At 41.2% G+C, this 18150-nt stretch carries 14 protein-coding genes; 5 read left to right on the top strand and 9 right to left on the bottom strand.

What is annotated here, in order from left to right; genetic code table 11:
• Window positions 1–753: 753 nt before the first annotated feature.
• A complete protein-coding gene (locus CSH93_RS17505) occupies window positions 754–1773 on the bottom strand; it encodes a GGDEF domain-containing protein (protein WP_100644665.1) in 1020 nt (339 codons plus the stop codon).
• Window positions 1774–1980: 207 nt separating this feature from the next.
• On the opposite strand from CSH93_RS17505, the gene CSH93_RS17500 reads away from it, so the two are divergent.
• Entirely contained in the window at window positions 1981–3420 is a 1440-nt protein-coding gene (locus tag CSH93_RS17500) for a GGDEF domain-containing protein (RefSeq protein WP_164078407.1), read from the top strand.
• 210 nt (window positions 3421–3630) lie between these two features.
• Window positions 3631–3882 (top strand): hypothetical protein, encoded by a 252-nt coding sequence (locus CSH93_RS17495; protein WP_100644663.1) that lies wholly within the window; start codon window positions 3631–3633, stop codon window positions 3880–3882.
• Window positions 3883–3918: 36 nt separating this feature from the next.
• On the opposite strand, the gene CSH93_RS17970 is transcribed toward CSH93_RS17495, so the two are convergent.
• The 4 genes from CSH93_RS17970 to CSH93_RS17480 form a co-directional block, all read right to left on the bottom strand.
• On the bottom strand, window positions 3919–4089 hold the full coding sequence (locus CSH93_RS17970; RefSeq protein ID WP_164078406.1) for a hypothetical protein: 171 nt from the start codon (window positions 4087–4089) through the stop codon (window positions 3919–3921).
• A gap of 138 nt (window positions 4090–4227) precedes the next feature.
• Window positions 4228–6669: a PAS domain-containing hybrid sensor histidine kinase/response regulator gene (locus CSH93_RS17490; RefSeq protein WP_164078405.1), complete on the bottom strand. Its 2442-nt coding sequence runs from the start codon at window positions 6667–6669 to the stop codon at window positions 4228–4230.
• 128 nt (window positions 6670–6797) lie between these two features.
• Window positions 6798–7694, bottom strand: coding sequence for a response regulator (locus tag CSH93_RS17485; protein ID WP_100644662.1), 897 nt, complete (start codon window positions 7692–7694; stop codon window positions 6798–6800).
• A gap of 29 nt (window positions 7695–7723) precedes the next feature.
• On the bottom strand, window positions 7724–9037 hold the full coding sequence (locus CSH93_RS17480; RefSeq protein WP_100644661.1) for a PAS domain-containing protein: 1314 nt from the start codon (window positions 9035–9037) through the stop codon (window positions 7724–7726).
• 237 nt (window positions 9038–9274) lie between these two features.
• Between CSH93_RS17480 and CSH93_RS17475 the strand changes: the two genes are divergently transcribed.
• Window positions 9275–10120 carry an HDOD domain-containing protein gene (locus CSH93_RS17475; protein ID WP_100644660.1) on the top strand — a complete coding sequence of 282 codons (846 nt, stop codon included), beginning with the start codon at window positions 9275–9277 and terminating at the stop codon, window positions 10118–10120.
• On the opposite strand, the gene CSH93_RS17470 is transcribed toward CSH93_RS17475, so the two are convergent.
• Both CSH93_RS17470 and CSH93_RS17465 read right to left on the bottom strand, forming a co-directional pair.
• Window positions 10117–12660 (bottom strand): bifunctional diguanylate cyclase/phosphodiesterase, encoded by a 2544-nt coding sequence (locus CSH93_RS17470; protein WP_100644659.1) that lies wholly within the window; start codon window positions 12658–12660, stop codon window positions 10117–10119. The two genes, CSH93_RS17475 and CSH93_RS17470, sit on opposite strands and share 4 nt — an antisense overlap.
• A gap of 58 nt (window positions 12661–12718) precedes the next feature.
• Window positions 12719–14260, bottom strand: coding sequence for a methyl-accepting chemotaxis protein (locus tag CSH93_RS17465; protein WP_100644658.1), 1542 nt, complete (start codon window positions 14258–14260; stop codon window positions 12719–12721).
• Window positions 14261–14493: 233 nt separating this feature from the next.
• On the opposite strand from CSH93_RS17465, the gene CSH93_RS17460 reads away from it, so the two are divergent.
• Entirely contained in the window at window positions 14494–15429 is a 936-nt protein-coding gene (locus CSH93_RS17460; protein WP_100644657.1) for a diguanylate cyclase, read from the top strand.
• A gap of 263 nt (window positions 15430–15692) precedes the next feature.
• Window positions 15693–15944 (top strand): hypothetical protein, encoded by a 252-nt coding sequence (locus CSH93_RS17455; RefSeq protein WP_100644656.1) that lies wholly within the window; start codon window positions 15693–15695, stop codon window positions 15942–15944.
• Window positions 15945–15999: 55 nt separating this feature from the next.
• Here the strand turns inward: CSH93_RS17455 and CSH93_RS17450 are convergent, their stop codons facing one another.
• Together CSH93_RS17450 and CSH93_RS17445 are read right to left on the bottom strand one after the other, a co-directional pair.
• A complete protein-coding gene (locus CSH93_RS17450; protein ID WP_100644655.1) occupies window positions 16000–16185 on the bottom strand; it encodes a hypothetical protein in 186 nt (61 codons plus the stop codon).
• A gap of 314 nt (window positions 16186–16499) precedes the next feature.
• On the bottom strand, window positions 16500–17735 hold the full coding sequence (locus CSH93_RS17445) for an ABC transporter substrate-binding protein (protein ID WP_100644654.1): 1236 nt from the start codon (window positions 17733–17735) through the stop codon (window positions 16500–16502).
• Between the last annotated feature and the right edge of the window lie 415 nt (window positions 17736–18150).

The following is an 18150-nucleotide window of genomic DNA, read 5'->3' as shown; positions in this document are numbered from 1 at the left end:
ATTGTCGAGTTGGCTCAACATGCCAAGTCACTTCTATATCCAAAAAATGCAATTTACAAAAACATATCCAGAAGCAACCGTAATAGAACAAAAAATTAGCTTATACGATAGGAAATCAGTGTGTTGCGTTCCATCAGTTGATCACAAGGCTAAAAGCGGTCGCTGTAGTTTCGTTTCATTTACTTGCAACCGCCCAAAATTGAGAAGTAAATGAGGCTTAATCCAGAGACTATCAATATGCTTGTAGTTTTGTCTCTCACTCCAGCTATTAACAAGAGCATAGAAACTGTTGCACCATCATAAAAAATAAATACCTAAACCTAGACTATCGAGCAAATTGAGACTAAGAAAGGTTAAACGGCTATTTGCATTCTGAATGGCAGATATCAACTAGCGTTACTAGACAGCTTCGCAGGATTATAAGAATTTGATGCATCGACTAGTTCTGTGTCTTCAGCTAGTGGCGTCGAACTACTTATTTTATATTCAGCGAGCTTTACGAAAGTATTCGTGTTACTTCAACGATAAACTCGTGCGCCTCACTAAGCTTGAGTAAAACTATTTAGACTCTTCGAACCATTCGCCTGGCGATGGTCAAGCTGTCTTAATTAATTGAAACATCGTTTTCTTACAATTTGTCTCATATAAGTTACTCAATTAAAGGATGTAGAGGTTAATAACTGACAAAAATTGCAGTTGGGTGCGCAAAAACTCTAGCTCTGTCTCTAAACCTCATATAACCGTATCAACAAGTCAAAATAGTTCAATATCAGATTCTATGTCACTAGACTTAGGTGTCTGTTTTGAGCTTGCAAATGACACCTTATTTTTTCCCTTTTCCTTGCTGTGGTACAACGCGCGATCTGCTGCTTCAATAATGTGAAGGGTGAAGGTATCTTCTTTCATTTCAGTAAAACCTATACTGATAGTCATCCTACCTAGTTTATGAAAATCAATGCTTTCAATGTTCGCCCGAACCCTTTCTAACACCGCGTCAACATCTTCTTTTGACGCTGCATTAATGAGTATGGCAAATTCTTCTCCACCGTATCTAAAAACAAGGTCGGTTTCTCTAATGGAGGATTGAATAGTCTGTGCTGCTCTCACCAAGACTTCATCGCCCATCAAATGGCCAAAGTTATCGTTGATATTTTTGAAGTTATCAAGATCAGCCAGTGCTAACCAATACGTGGGGTTGTCATCTAATGCTCTGCGCGCATTACCTTCATAGCTTTCTGGTGACGCTACAATAGACTCATTTATTTTCTCGGAGATATTAGTGAATGCTTTCCTGTTAGGTAAGCCGGTCAGTTCATCCGTTTGAGATTCCGTCAAAAGAGCCCTAAAATTTTGGAATACGCGTAACATTCCGATGATCTGATAAGAGTCGGTTTGCGTGACGATATTGCCTTTTGATTCAATACAGACATATTGCGATATTCGGCGGTTTTGGGATAACAAAAAAAGTGTTAAGCAACTATCGCCCACGGAGACTGTGCAATATTCCTTATTACTCCAGTCCAGTTGCTCAGAAGCTCTCAATAACTGTTCGTCTGCCGGCGTTTTAAGCACTACGTTGCTGAGATTGTCCGCCGAAAAACTCACTTTCTTAAGAATGATATTGTTGCTATCGAGCGAAATCAAACTCACGTTCAATGGTCGAAGCGTCGTATGGATACTTTTTAATAGACTCACTTCTAATAAGTCCACATCACGCAATGATGTAAACCCTGCAATGTGTCCTACTAGATCAGAGCTAGATGCAGTTCTCATTTGTACTCTCCTTAGTTTTACAACTTATCGCGCTTCAAATTGAAACAGCATATTCGGTTCAGAGTAACCCAACTGAACGTCAAATGAATCAGGACAGGCAAAAATATGTCAATTAATTTACGCTCTATGACATTGCACCCTAAGCATTAACCAACTATATGTTTATAGTACAACCCGTTGTAAATTTACATGGAAGTAGACACATCAATGAATGAGCCACAATCTTCAATTAATTCAGCATTTAACACATCCGTGCATGCATCAAAATACATCAGGCGATATTCACTGTTCATCGGTTTATGCATTACATTAATCGGTTTCACTGGGTACATGACAGAGCAGTCCATTTTATATCGTTATTATCATCAGTGGCCTGCTTCTAACCCTCATACCCTTATCTTATCAGTCTTATTACTGGTCTCTGTTTTTAATTTTGACAGCACTCGTCTCCCTAAATTAAGCGCTGCTATATTGGTGCCGGCGAGTCTACTTATATTATTCTTAGGGGTAGAGCAGCTTTTTAGTTTAGAAATAGCTGAACACTTCTCTCCTTTTTCAAAAACGGTCAGCACCGAAAACCTACAGGGTTTAGGGAATGTCACCGGCATAAACACGCTATGCATGTTCTTCGCATACTGTATGAGTTTGCTCTTTTATTTATGTAAAAAGCCTGTAATCGCTCAAGGTACTGCGTCGATAGGTGTACTCTTTCCAATGGTTTCATTAACCGGATACCTACTTAATATAGCGCCGCTACATGGAGATATGGCGCTCAGTACGACATTTATTGGACTATGTCTCGGACTCTCTTTAATGATGCTCACGCCCGATGTAGGCTTAATGAAAGCCATGTTTCATGACTCATACTCTGGAAAAATCACAAGGCGTTTAGCAACTGTGGCATTAACTTTTCCAGTAATTATGTTCTTCACCTTATTCATATTCGCACCACAGCATATTGAATTAGACATCTTCCGGTGGTTTTTCGTGAGTGCGTGTTGGTTTTCAATCCTCTTAGTCCTAGTGGGCGGTCTTTTGTTCGCAGACAAGGAGGCAGATTCACTATCGCAGATAAAGACTCTCTCCTTCGCGGCCACTCACGATGAGCTAACAGGCCTGCACAACCGTCGTTATTTTAATGAAGTGATCAAGATAGCTATCGCGCGTGCAAGTCGAGAAAAAAGTACACTTTGGCTTGTAATGATTGACCTAGACCATTTCAAACTCATCAATGACCGTTACGGGCATGATACGGGCGACCTACTCCTAGCGGAGGCCTCAAGAAAGATGTTACAAACCGTCCGCGAAACCGATGTATTGTGCCGCTGGGGCGGTGAAGAATTCATGCTGCTGGTTGAAGGTGAATCAGAAGGCGACATTATTAAACTTTCACAACGATTGAGTGATTGTTTTCACACAATTTGCACCAAAGACGAATTCATAACCTTGAGCGCTTCAATTGGGATCACTCAGTACATGCCGAAAGAAAATGCACACCAATTTTTGTGGCGTGCTGATAAAGCCATGTACAAAGCAAAAGAAAAGCGCGACTGTATTGCCTTAGCGACACCCCGAAAAGACAGCCCCTCAATGCGCTTTAATATAGTCGAGACGTCTATTGACACCCCTTTTTCTGATCATAAGTAAGGAAATTTCGAGCACGAAAGTGCATACTTTTCATACAGAATTAACTAAGGTGGTAACAAGTTTACTGAATGTGTCAGAAAAGAGCATATCCGAGAGTAAATTATTTGAAATGGTGCCCTATCATTATTAACAGGTAAATGTTAACCGATCGCGTTAGTTGTCAAGGTCAACACTCAAAATCAAGGACAATAAGAGCTCAGGGAGATGGTTATGAATATTAAAGAAGCGGTACAGCTCATTTCTTATCAAATATTCACGAATAACGAGGATATTATTAGCGAAATAGAGCGATTAAAGTCTTGTCAGTATGACTTTTTATCATCACTACCCAAAACTCTTATCGAAAAGATGAGAACGGTTGATGCTCTATTATTAGCAATCGGGCATGCTCCGGCTTATCAAGATGTTATCGATATGGCGCTGCGTTGCCGAAAAACATTCGATAGTCAAAATAAAATCTAACAACATGAAGCTGCTAGCGGGCGCTCCTGGGGGAGGTCAATTGTTGAGTTGCTTCTCAAATGGATACACCGTAGCCGTTACTATCGCTTGCTTTTCAAACGTATCAATATAACTAGACAGCTCTGCGGTGCTCAATGTGCGTTTTGCGGTTAAATCAGATTCAGCTTTCTTCAGAGCGTCTTTTCGCTTTTCAGGAAATGAAAGCAAAAATAGCTACAACTCATAGGATTAAGAGCAAATGCTTTTAAACGACACGATACTTTTCCTTAAATTGCATCTCTTATCATGTGTTGTTTATTATCAGCTTCACAACAGTAGAATATGATCATATGAAAAATATGACAGTTAATGAATATTTGTGCGTTCACTTGAACAACAAAGATACCGCGTCAACAATCCGTAAAGCTCATTCATATCAACGGGCTTACCAATATGCGCACTAAAGCCTTCTGCTAAGTAGCGCTTAACATCGTCAAGCATGACATTGGCAGTCAATGCGATAACCGGTTGGTTAAATCCTAGCGCTTTTATTTCAGTCAGAGCTTGTCGACCATCCATCACTGGCATCTGAATATCCATCAAAACCAAATCAAAATGTTCACGCTTAATCGCTTCAACCGCTAATGCTCCATTTTCCACCATCGTTATTTTCGCGTTGGTCGCACTTAACATAGATTCAATTAAAACTTGATTAATGTCGTTATCTTCGGCGATTAAAATATGCCTTGCTGATAAGTCAGGTGGTAGGACAGATTTTGGACTGTCACTCAGTGATGCCAGTGCTGTTTTCTCAAGTGGTAGCGTCACGGTGACCTTAGTCCCTTTATTGAGTTTACTGCTTACGTCAATAGTACCGCCCATCATTTTAATTAAATTGACGGTTATCGACATACCCAAACCAGTACCACCAAACTTGCGAGTGGTGGAACTGTCCGCTTGTGAAAAACGTTCAAAAATTCGCGCTTGTGCCTCATCATCCATGCCAATACCCGTATCGACGACTTTAAGCTCCACTACGCTTTTATTGCTTTGATTAAGTGCTGTCATGGCGACTTTAACACTGCCCTGCTCGGTAAATTTAACGGCATTTGAGACTAAGTTAAGTAATATTTGCTTAACTCTAACAACATCGCCAAGCCAACCATCTTCAAAGTTGTCATCAACCAAAGTGATTAACTCAATACCTTTGTTGCTAACAATAGGGTCGACTTCAAAGGTGACAGACTTTATGACTTCAAGCATCGAAAAAGGTGCTTGCTCGAGTTCCAGCTTGTTATCTTCTATTTTGGAGTAATCAAGGATGTCATTAATGATAGTGAGTAATGATGAGGCTGAAGAGGCTGCATTATCGAGGATCAGGCTTAATTTAGGATCAAGCTGCACGCCTTTAATCATCTGCAATCCACCCAAGATAGCATTCATCGGTGTGCGTATTTCATGGCTCATATTGGCCAAAAACTCACTTTTTGCATGATTTGCCTGCTCAGCGGCCTTTTTCGCAAGTTCTAATTGTTTTATCGCGTCAACTTTGTCTGTTATGTCGTAATTGACGCCAATCACCCTTATCGCATCGCCGTCATCGTTTCTGATGATCTCAGCGCTAGCCTTGATTGTTCTAATTTGTCCATTAGGGTGGATCACTTTAAATTCAGGATCATACTGTCCATTACCCTGAACGGCATCAAATAATTGATTTTTAGCGCTCTCCAAATCATCTGGGTGAAGGCTCTTCTCCCAAGCTTCATAAGCCCCCGAAAATGTTTCACTGGAAATACCGTAAAGCTTATACATCCACTCATCCCAAATTAACTCATTGGTTAGAATGTCCCATTCCCAAACGCCTATCTCAGCAGAATCATTGGCTAATCGCATTCGAAAAGCCATCGATTCAGCTTGCTCTTTCGCTATGCTTAATTGCGCTTCAATGTCCTTTTGTTTGGAAATATCTTGGATGACAGACCAAATGAACTCTTCACCTTTACTGTTAGCAATCTTTACCCCAGAAAGCTGAACAGGATAGGTGTAACCCGACTTATGGATATATTCTTTATTATAAGGCCCGTAGCGACCGCTTGCAGACAATAACGCTAACTGCTCACCTTCCTGCTGTTCATAGCGTTTAGGTGTCAACTGCCAATAATCCATTTGATTGAGCTCATCTACGTCATAACCACTAAAGCGACTAAACTCGGTGTTTACATAGTCAAATGCACCGTCATCAAGCCTATTGATAGCCACGCCTATTGGCGCTAAATCAACAAATTTTTCAAATTTTTCCTTTTCTTCAAGATACGCATTTTTAAAACGCGTGACTTCTTTAAAAGCACTTTGCAGTTCTTCTTGAGTTTTGACCAGTTCACTGATATCACGCCCTATGGCAAGTACCAACATACGTTCGTTAAGTGGCAATGCTGTTAACGACACCAGACAGGGAAATGTCGAGCCGTCAAGACGTGAATGTTCCCACTGAAAAAGCTGAGGCCCCTTTGTTACGGTCTTTTCAATGTATTCTGTCGCCATCTCTAAGGATGACTTACCGCACGGCTGATATTCAGGTGATATGTCAGTTGGACGAAGTTCTAAAAAGTTAGCTTCACTTTTAACACCGTGTAATCTAATGGCCGCCTGATTACACTCTATAAACTTGCCGGTTGCTAAGTCGATAATCGAAAGGGCATCGGCAGAGCATTCAAACAGCGTCTTGTATTTTCGTAGGTCCGTGTCTTTCGCAACCAACTGCGCTTTAAGGTGTTCTATCTCGTTAATCAGACTTTCCCTATCGTGCATACCATTTCTCTTTACTTTACGTCTGAGTGTCTATCAACTTTAGATTAGTGCTTGAATTATTGATAGTTTTCTCCACAGTATCTGTATCAACTTAAAGCTTTGCAGTTCTTGATAATGCACCTCATACCTTAAATGTATACGGCCTCTTCAATTAACGCTAATAATGCATCTAGTCTAAAGGGTTTCTCAATAACACCTATCACCCCCTCTTTGATAATACCGGATACGACATTATCAGAATCATATCCTGAGCTTATCAGCACCTTGGCATCAGGGTTCACTTGTTTGATCAACTTAAACGCTTCTTCCCCTCCCATGACTGGCATCATGAGATCCAAAATAACCACGTCGATGTCTTGCCAAGTGTCGCGATAAAGCGCTACTGCTTCTTTACCATTCTCTGCGCTCAATACGCTGTGACCAAACGACTGCAGAAACTCTACGCACATGTCTCGAATGAATATTTCATCATCAACCACCAATATTGTCAGAGGCCTTTGTGAGCTTTGGCTGGATTGACCTACATGGGGTCTTGTCGTGTGTTTAACATTTCCTCGAGCGTGCTCTACTGGAAAATAGAGTGTAAAGCAGGCCCCCCTACCTTGTTCGCTCTCCACCGAGATAAACCCCGCATGCTGCTTGACCGCGCCGTAAACTGCGGCAAGCCCCATTCCGGTACCTTTCCCAACAGGCTTGGTAGTAAAAAATGGCTCGAAGATTTTAGCCAAAATATCCTCTGGGATCCCTTTGCCGCTGTCGGTAATGCTAAGTTTGAGGTAGCAATCGTCCAGAATGTCTTCCTGCATTTTTAAGTACAAGTCTTCTCTCGAAATAACATTACAGGTCGTTACCGATAGTGCTCCGCCCTCATCTAATGCATCAGCAGCATTCAAACACAAATTCAAAAACGCACTTTGAAGCAGTGTTTTATCGCCGTTGATAATAGGCTTTCGAGCTGCGAAGTCTGTCTTTATCTGGATGCGTTTATCGATAGCGTGAGAGAAGAGATCAAGCGTTTCAATCAATTCATGGTGTATATCAACAGGCTCTTTTATCAGTTTTTGCTTTGAACTTCGCGCGCGAGCAATTGCGCATACCCTATTATGCTGGCGAGTTGATTGTTAAAATCATGGGCAACACCGCCGGCTAACTGTCCTATTGCATCGAGCTTTTCTCTGTGCTGAAGCTGCTCCTGAACAGCCTTTTGCTGTGTTATATCTGCAGAAACAATCGTCAGGTAATCTAAATCTCTACCGTTTTCCTTAAAGACCGGAATGATCGTATGGAAAAGCCAGACTTCTTGTCCCTTGCTATCACAGGCATATGCTTCAAATTCAACTTTTTTCCGTGTTGATAACACGGTCTCTAATTTCTCTTGCATTTGATCTTTTGCACTTTTAGGAAAAAAGCTAAAGGGATAACGCTTGCCATACCAATCATCATTAATCGGCAGAGATAACATGTTAAAACCATTTGCATTCATAAACTTGAGGTTCAAGTCTAAGTCAACAATTTTATGACAGACTGGAGAATGGTCCAGCAATGCTGCATTTCGTCTCTCTAATAATGCAATTTGCTGCTCTTTTTGTGCTCGCTCCGAGATATCCATGCCTGATGGGATGAGTTTAATGATTTTACCCGCGCTATCTTTAAGAGGCGCAAGCATAAAATCGATCAACATTCGGCCATCATTAACGGTTCTGACAATCACTTCATACCGAACCGTTTCACCATTGACAGCGCGTGATATGGCATCTTTGAGTTGAAGTTGGATAGCCTCATCGTAAGACCACCAATAGCAATCCCAGAATTTCTTTTTGTACACGTCCTCAAAACGTAAAGCGGCTATATTAAGCGGGGCCTGATTGACATCTATTAACGTGCCATCAACCTCAAGTACTGCGACAAATGCGAACAGATTATCCAATACATTCTTTAGGTTATAGTCCGCGTCTTGCATGACTGACCTTGGATCTTCAGATACGTCATCCGACACTTCAGACTCAAATGGCATTACATTAAGCAATACTGCATTTTCACCTTTGAGCTCGAACGTAGAAAGCTCTATATAATAAGAATAAGGGGTATCTTTATCAGCACTGTCTTCAATCAATGTGAGACTTTGACCCGGCTCAGATTGGAGAGCAAAGCCTATGTGGGCGCCTATATCAAAACTAGAATGAGCAGAAAACTCTGATACATGCAGGCCTAACAAATCCTGGACTGGAACGTGAAAAATATCTGCCATGGCTTGATTGACAAACACATACTGCCCATCGCTGCTGACCACAGCGATACCATTTGATAAGTGATTAACCAACTTATCCAGTACAACAGTTAATTCCAACTCATCATTCATTACACGCATGCAGTTCCCTACTAAACATCTATGCCTTATCGGCTACTACCCTAGAGATGAAGCTTCCCAACGAGTGACCTTTCAGGGCACTTGAAATCTATCTGTCAAAAGCACCAACATAGTATAAATAAACGTCTCTGACTATTTTTTATTCAGCACAACCGTCATTATATGATTCAAATCAAATAAATAATTTCATAAGTCGTTAATATCTCACGCACCTCGAGATGACTTCAATTGAGCAGTATGATCACGCTTGACAATACTAAATTAGAGAAACTAACAACCAGTTTCCAGATCCCAACCAAACCTGAAATATTAACTGAACTTAATAGCAGCATTCGACAAACTGATGCCGATATAGCGCACGTAGCGAATATTATTTCCAAAGATGTCGGTCTTTCATCGTCAATACTAAAAGCCATTAACTCGCCAGCGTATGGTTTAAATAGGCAAATATCCGAGATTGAACAAGCAACTGTTTTTCTGGGGCTAAAAACGATTGAAACCATAGCCACTACTATTAAACTCAAAGAATCAATAAAAGGTAAATCGTGCATTTCTCTTGAGCGCTTTTGGGATGATGCGTTAGATGTTGCTGAGGCTATGCGATTTGTCGGTGAGCGTGTTAAACACAAAGTGTCCAAAGACTCTTTGTATACGCTCGGCTTGTTCCACGATTGCGGGATCCCCTTAATGTCTATCCGCTATGATGATTATCGTTCAACACTTATTGAAGCCAACCAGCAGCGGATATCCTTACCTAAATTGGAGATGAAAAAATACAATACCAGTCATGCCGTTATTGGATACTTTGTCGCGGTATCATGGAACTTACCCAAAGATATCTGCAATATTATTTTACGTCACCACGATCCACGATTTCTCACCACTATCACCGATTCCCCTGAGCAAGTGGCCTATTCCGTGCTTAAGGTCGCCGAAAATATCGTGAATAAAAGCAAGCGTTTCAACGTTATATCAGACTGGTCATTGGTAGACGGCTCTGTATTAGATGTGCTGAGTTTAAGTGAGTGCGACTATAACGACTTGGAAGAAGATTACGCGTCGTTAATAGGCAGTCGTCTTTAAACTACATTTTGTTCAGTAGCAACCAACATCGAAAACCACTCATCTTCATTGAGTGGTTTTGACAACAAATACCCCTGAATAACATCACAGGTTTTCGCTTTTAAGATGTCATACTGTATATCGGTTTCAACCCCCTCTGCGACGGTTCTAACACCCAGGACATCCGCCATGTCTAATATGAGATTGATAATACTGCGAGAGGATTTCTCATCGGGGTTTATTGCATCGACAAATTGTTTATCAATCTTAAGTTCATCCAGCGGCAGCGCCTGCAAATATGCAAGACTCGAATAACCCGTTCCAAAATCATCGATTGAAAACCGAAAACCTATAGCGCGCAAGTCAATCATCTTCTGTTTGACTTCATCTAAATCATTAACAAGCTCAGATTCGGTAATTTCCAAAATCAATGAGGAGGGACTGATACCGTGTTCTCTTACTGTTTTGAGTATACTGGTTGAGAATGAAGGGTGGACTAGATGCTTCGCACTGATATTGACTGCAAGTGTTTGCAAATAACCTTTAGACTTCACTTTCTTTAAAATGCGACACGCCTCTTTAATCACCCATTTTTCAATAGCAATGATGGCGCTTGTCTTTTCGGCCAATGGGATAAACTCTCCCGGACTGACTTGACCAAACACAGGACTATTCCATCTTAATAAAACTTCACTCGAGCCAAATTCGGTGCGTGAGGAGAACTGTGGTTGCAATACGACATACAGTTCATCGGTTTGTGTCACCGTCTCAAGTACCTCTTGCATATTGGTCTGTTGTTCATAGGCATCAATCCGTTCGCCTGATAACAAGTATTGACCCGCAAGCCCTATGGATTTGGCTTTAAATAGTGCGTACTCTAACTGAGCGGTTAGCGTTTCAAGCGATGAAGTAGCTGTCGATGTTATAACACTGCCCATAGAAACAGTAATCGGTATCGCCTCTCCCTCATATGACACTTCAATCTTGCGAATACTCGCGAGCACCGAATCGACCGATACACGTATTGCATCGACTATGTTAGGATCCTTACTGCCCTTAACGCTTAAGATAATAAACGCATCAGCACTGGCCTTGTATACATGCACATCCGAGTGATGGAGCAATGTAAGCCTCTCGCCAACAGCCTTGATAACGGTATTACCAAACGCAACGCCAAACTTGCGATTAATTTTCTCTAATCGGTCAATATCGAGAATGGACGCGTATATGTATTGCTGCTTTAGTTTGGCTATGGCAAACAAACTGGACGCTTCTTTTTCAAACCAAGCCCTGTTCTTAAGGCCTGTGATCGGATCGGTAAAGGCCATTCGATAGACCGCATCCCTGGCATTTATCTTGTCGGTAATATCACGAATAAAACCAATAAATTCATAGTGTCCATGATAGAGTGACTCGGTTACCGCAAGCTCCATCTGGAAGATATCGCCATTTTTGCGCGTCGCAGGTAGCTGCCGACCGATGCCTATAATTTTACTATTTCCTGACGATAAGTAGTTTTCGATATAGCTATCATGCGCAGACCTATAGGGCTCAGGCATTAACATGGTTAGCGGCTTACCTAAAAGCTCCTCTTCTTGATAACCAAAAATAGTTAAGCAGCCCAAATTGCAGGATTGAATGATACCTTTCTCATTAATGACCAATACGGCATCTTTGAAACTATCAAATATGTTTTTTAAATAGTCGGCCCGCTCTGATTCTCGTTTTATTTGAAGCACTTCATCTGAAATATCTTCAATCGCGCCATAAACGCGCATTACACTACCCGTCTCATCTCGCTCCACGCGCCCATTGGTTCTCACCCACTTAGAAACGCCCTTAATATCTTTAAATTTAAGTTCATGTTGATAAGGCTGCCCGCTCTCTACAGCCTTAACAAACGCTTGGGTAATAATGTTTCTGTCTGATTCCTGATAGCATGAGATACCAATTTCTGGATTGACCTTATCTGATGGTTTCATCCCATATATGTGAAATACTTCATCAGACCAATACATCTCATCATTCTCAATGGAATAACTCCATGCGCCCACTTTTGAGATTTTGCTGACCTCGCTGAATAAAGAGAGCTGCTCCTTACACTTTTTAAGCGTCAACCAATGCTCATACATCAAACATAACTTATGACTAACCATTGACAACCATTCGCCTGCCAGTGACATGTCAGCTCGTTCAGATGTGAAAAATAACGTGAGGTGAATAGTATTCTTATGATCCTGTGCAATGCGCTGACACAGCAACTCATCAGCACCTAACACTTTGATTAACATGTCTTTGGGATATTGGCTCTTGAGATTGGATAGTAATGTGACTTTATTGTCGCAAAGACCACTCAAGAATGAATTCTGAGTAGGATATTCCTGACCCATCAAGAGTTTTGAAGGCTCGGTTAAGAGTCTTATGCCAGAAAAAGCACATGGCTCTGTCTTGTGTGCACTGAGCAAGCATTCATAAGCCGAAGACTTCTCTTTAAGAAAGTTCAGCTCTTTGTCAACATCTTCGCGTTTTTCATTAACAAAGCTTTCAAATGTATACATCATACTACTCTTTGGTTGACGCTACTTTACGCTTTAGAGCCCTAATTAACTGTTAATCCATCTAATGCTGAGCAAAGCTCAATGGCATAGAGGCAAGCACTTGCGCTTTGCCATCTATATGACTGGATTGCTCCGCTACCTCGTTAGCTAGAATAAGGTTTGCTTCAGAAACCTCATTGATACGCTCAACATTACGGCTTATTTCAGCAGAAACGGCGCCTTGCTCTTCAGCGGCCGTTGATATTTGAATAGTCAAATCGGCTATGTGAGATATCTCTGAATTAATCTTTTCAATTTTACCGAGCATGCTTTGCGTTGTTGCTACGCAATCATCAGCAACATCCTTACTCTCAAGCATTGTCTTAGACCAATCAACAAGCGTTTGTTGAATATCTCCCATAGAAGATTGGATCTGCTCAGTGGCTGCATGCGTGCGTGAAGAAAGTGCCCTGACTTCCTCGGCGACAACGGCAAAACCGCGGCCATGCTCGCCGGCTCTCGCGGCCTCAATTGCCGCATTTAATGCCAGTAAGTTTGTCTGGTCAGCTATTCCCTGTATTTCTTGAGTAATGTTTCCTATTTGCTCAGCTTCTTTGGTCAGTGTTAACGCGGCATTTGATGACGCTGATACTTCTTTTGCAAGCCCGGTAATTGAAGCCTTCATGCTGCTCATGGAGGTCGTTGCTTCATTACACTGCGTGTGTACGTCATTCACCCGCTGGGATGTTGTTGCGGTGTTAGACGCCACATCTTGTATTGTTGTTGTCATTTCTTCCATAGCCGCAGCAAGCTGATGAAGTTCATCAGACTGCTTTTTCACGCCCTCTCGCGTACTCTCCGCAAGCGCGTCTAATGATTGAGAAGATTTTAGTAATTCTCGCGCACCATCTGACACCCGACCCAATATAGTGCGCGAGCGCCCTGAATGAATGAGATCATGAAAATCCACCACACTCATAGCATCTGAGCCTGAATACACAAGCCTTGAAACGCTATCATATTGGGTTTTCATTGATTCAAAACGTAGAGGGTATGAGATTAATTCAGGGTAAAAACATGTCAGTAAAACGAAGGGCAGTAAAAAAGCAAACCAAGGAGAATAAAATGAGAGCAGTGCAAATACGATTGACGATAGTGCAAACGCCCCCCATCTGAACATTGGCTGTTGCCAGAGCGGCATCGATGGTACACCACGTTGGTTAATATCTGCGTAAAGCTTTTCAGCTCTATCTCGAATGTTTTTGGGTAGTACGCACCTAACCGATTGGTACCCCGCCAACTCCCCATTCTCAAACACCGGCGTAACAAACGCGTCAACCCAGTAGTATCGTCCATCTTTACAGCGGTTTTTAACCGCACCGCGCCAGGATAACCCTTTTTGCAAACGTTCCCACATATCTGCAAACGCGGCCTTTGGCATATCCGGATGCCTCACAATATTGTGATTCTTGCCAATAAGCTCTTGCTCAGAGAATCCTGCCACACGGCAAAACTCAGGGTTAGCATAACGAATAACCCCTCGCTTGTCGGTGATGGATACCAACTCCTCATGCTCAGCGAAGGTGACTTCTTGATCAACAACAGTGCTATTGCGACGACTCATAAAGCTATCATCCCTAATAAACCTAAAACTTAGAACCTAGAACGACTAAACAATATAACGGTTATTTATGAGTTAACTGTAATGAAGACAGCTCATGCACAGTCAAGAATAGGCTAAAAGCAATAGTAAAGATATATGTGCCGCTGTTTTTTTGACCAGCTTAGCGCACATCTGGTACGTTTGAACGGAAATGTTATCAAGGCGAATTCAAATTTTTTAAGGGAGTCATTGACATGCCAACTAAAAGCTTAGCATCGCTAGAAGAGCAAATTGATATCTTGCTAAGTTCGGCCAATATACTCATTGTAGAAGACTCCTATATATTGTCTGAAATGTATGCGTCAATATTATCTGACGTCGGCAATTGCTCTATAGCGGATAATGTGGCTAAGGCCCGAGAGCTTTTGTCATCAGAAGATTTCGATATCGCCATATTTGACCATCATTTACCCGACGGGGATGGACTTGAACTCTGCAAAGAGGTGCGCGCACGATTTAATAGCAGACAACTGCCTGTCATTTTGATAACCGGCAGTGATGAAGAAGACCTAGAAGAAACCTATTGGGAAGAAGGTTGCTCTGATTATGTACTCAAGCCAGTTAAAGCGCGCACGCTGGTTCACCGTGTCACATCGCAGCTTAGATTAAAATTCGCCTGCGACCTATTGGCAAGAATGTCTAGCTTTGACCAATTAACGGGCCTGTATAATCGACACTACCTTGAATCCGTCATGAAAAGCTTTGAAAGTGCTAATGCTGAATCGTTATCTGTGTTGATGATTGATATTGACCATTTCAAACGATACAACGATGAATATGGGCATCAAAAAGGTGATGAGTGTTTAGCAAGAGTATCCGAAATCATAAAGACTTGTGTCAGAGGCCCTGATGAAATAAGCGTCCGTTACGGCGGTGAAGAGTTTATGCTTATTTTACCGAACACAAACATTCAAGGAGCCTCTATAGTTGCCGAACGGATACGGAACAGCATTTTTAAAGAGTGCATAGAACACAAGCTATCTGACCATAAATATGTCACCGTTTCTATTGGCGCAGCTCAGTCAATTGGCAAAGTTGATTGGAAAGTGTTGATCAAACAAGCAGATGATGAGCTGTATAAATCCAAGGCAAAGGGGCGCAATACCGTTTCATATCGAACTAAATTTTAATTGACCTGAATCAACAAACCTTTTTTAACCGAACAGTAAACTCACCTGACACTTTCAGTGTGGTTAACATGGGTGTGTTTTGACAAATTTATACCTCCCAACCTCATCAGCCCTAAGTCCCCTTAGGGCTTTTTTTGCCATAATATTGCTTTGCTTCTAAGTTCATACATTGACAGTATTGAGCACTTATTTCTTAAAAAGTGATTTCATTTTACGAAATGTTTTTATAAGGTATTCAGAAAGTTAGTTAGGCTTTATTTCTTATGGAACGACTACATTCAGCACATGATGCGCTTCAAGACTTTTTAAATAATAAGCTATCTGAGTTAAACATTAATATTGCGATAGCTGAGGTTGACGAAATTGAATCACTCCTGCATTCACAGTCTGCGAGGTTTATTAAGGCACCATTTGACCGGTTAAATGTGTCCGAATCAGAAACGTTCAGAAAGTTAATCGCAGACGTGCTCTTGTTGCGAGACGGTTTTGACTTGTGTGAATATGTGTCTAGTTAGGCAATATGAAGAAATAAGCCTAAGAGAGTCAACATTTACTCTTCCACTTGGGGTTTTAATAACTCATAACTCGGATGGATTCACCGTCACTTAGCGTCTCAAAAACCCAATTGTTTTTCTTACATCTTTCCATAAAACGCTCCGCATTTGATGCTTGCTCTTCAGACATCAAACTGCGTGTCACCACGCTGCTTAAAGACGCCCAAAGTTGTGATGATTTTATCGTGAATAACTCATTCATTCTTGCCACCTCTACAGGTAAGAATAATGCAGAATGATTAAGATAAAAGTTCAAATTCGAACTTATATGCGGTCATTAAAATAAGGTATTGAATAACTAAGAAATAAAGTTTTTGATGTCATTACGCTGATAATTTCGACAGTCTAGTCCTGCTATAAAACTCTGAATTGCTTGGGAGCAGCCTGCATAGCCTTCATCAGAAACACTGAGAATGCTGTCTCAAGTCAATGGTGTCAATCATCTCGTCCCTGTTAAATATGTTGCCCTAGAACTTGTTATTTAGCAAATTCGTCTGAGCTAGGCATTGACGCCCATTATTGTGGCGAAGCAAATATTGCTAATCTGGCTTGCTCCAGTTTTAAGGTGACTGTTTTTATGTCACCTGTGCTTATAAATTCCGCTAGTATGGGGGTTGCTAATTTAGCAAACTCAGGAGGAGCATCTCTGTCAAAGAACTGCGCCAGTCCATCAGCACGCTGAAATAATAAGGCTCCTGCTTGAACAAATCGGTCTTCTCCAACCGAGCTCTTAGTATTTGGGGGTAAGTAACCTAAGTCATTATTCAGCGCTGTCTGAACATCTGGTCTTGCTATAAATCTTATAAAGGCTTTAGCTTGCTTTTCTTTCTTCGTGCTTTTTGGGATCATAAATACATCTGTTGGGGCATTTTCATAATAAGGATAGTTTTCTTGCATTTTGGGGAATGGTAGAAAACCAATATCGTCATACAGTTCTTGATTCACAGGCCATCTTGATGCCACGAAGTTCCCTAACAATAAAAAACCAATCTGGTTTCTATAAAACAATGGTAGTACGCCATCCCATCGATGCGACATATGGTCAGGGTTATAGTAGTTGCTGTCTATTAACCGTTTCCACTCAACTAAAACGTTCTGAACTTTGGAGTCATTGAAGGAAATTTTTCCCTCAAGCAATTCCAAATGAAACTGCAATCCATTAGTGCGTAAATTGATATAATCGAACCAAGCAGCTGCAGGCCATTTTTGCTTTGTTCCAATACCTATTGGTGTAATTTCTGCCTTTTTCATTCTTTCTAAAAGTGAAAGAAAAGAATCCCAGTCATTTGGTAATCCACCAAACTTGTCTACCATGGATTTTCTGTAAAAAAGCCCCCAATGGTAATGGGCAAATGGAACTGCATATATTTCTCCTTTATAAGACACACCGTGCTTCATCAATTTGAATTGATCATCATATTTTTCCTCTTCCCATAGGTCTGTGATTGGCAAAATCAAATCCATTTCTGCATATTTATACAATCTCTGCGAAGCACTCCAAAACATAACGTCTGGCGTATCTATTCCATCTTCCAACCAAATCGGCACTTTACGTTTATATTCTATGTCTGACTCAACTTGTGTTTTTACTTCAATGCCTGTTTCAATAAAAAACCGATGAAAAAAAGGTTCAAATTTTTCTCGTTGTTTAGGCTGGAGTTGAATGCTTACACGTAGCTCATCAGGGTATACGTATGTAGGTCCGAGAGAAATAAAAGTAAGAGCAAGTAATATGGATTGGAGCGACTTCATCTTATACCCTATGGTGAATACAAGAGTATATTCACAGAACCAATATCTACTAATGATAAAACCAATTCAATGCTTTTCTTATTAGAAGACGCTCTTGTTCTCACTTGTTTCCTACCCACTTCGCTCTTTAGGAGCCCACTCTGTCGAAAGCCAGCCCAATAAAAAGCATTACTAATTGCCTTGAAAAAGTTTGGGCGACCTTAATAAAAGATAATACGAATCGCCAGTCTGATTCCAAAAGGCAACTTTCAGCACGTCATCCTCGTGTAATTGAGGATCTCCTTGAGACAATTACCGGTCGTTAAGTCTCAAGCAAAATTCAAGGCAAAGAGTAATCAAAGTATACGAGCGAGTGAAACTAACGTTTGCTGGCAGGATATTTTGACAGGTAATTTTGTCACTGGCCTGACAGGTA

This window comes from Neoalteromonas facilis, assembly GCF_002807665.1.
GTDB classification, from domain to species: Bacteria; Pseudomonadota; Gammaproteobacteria; order Enterobacterales; family Alteromonadaceae; genus Alteromonas_E; species Alteromonas_E facilis.
This window is presented reverse-complemented; position numbering and strand designations above follow the sequence as displayed.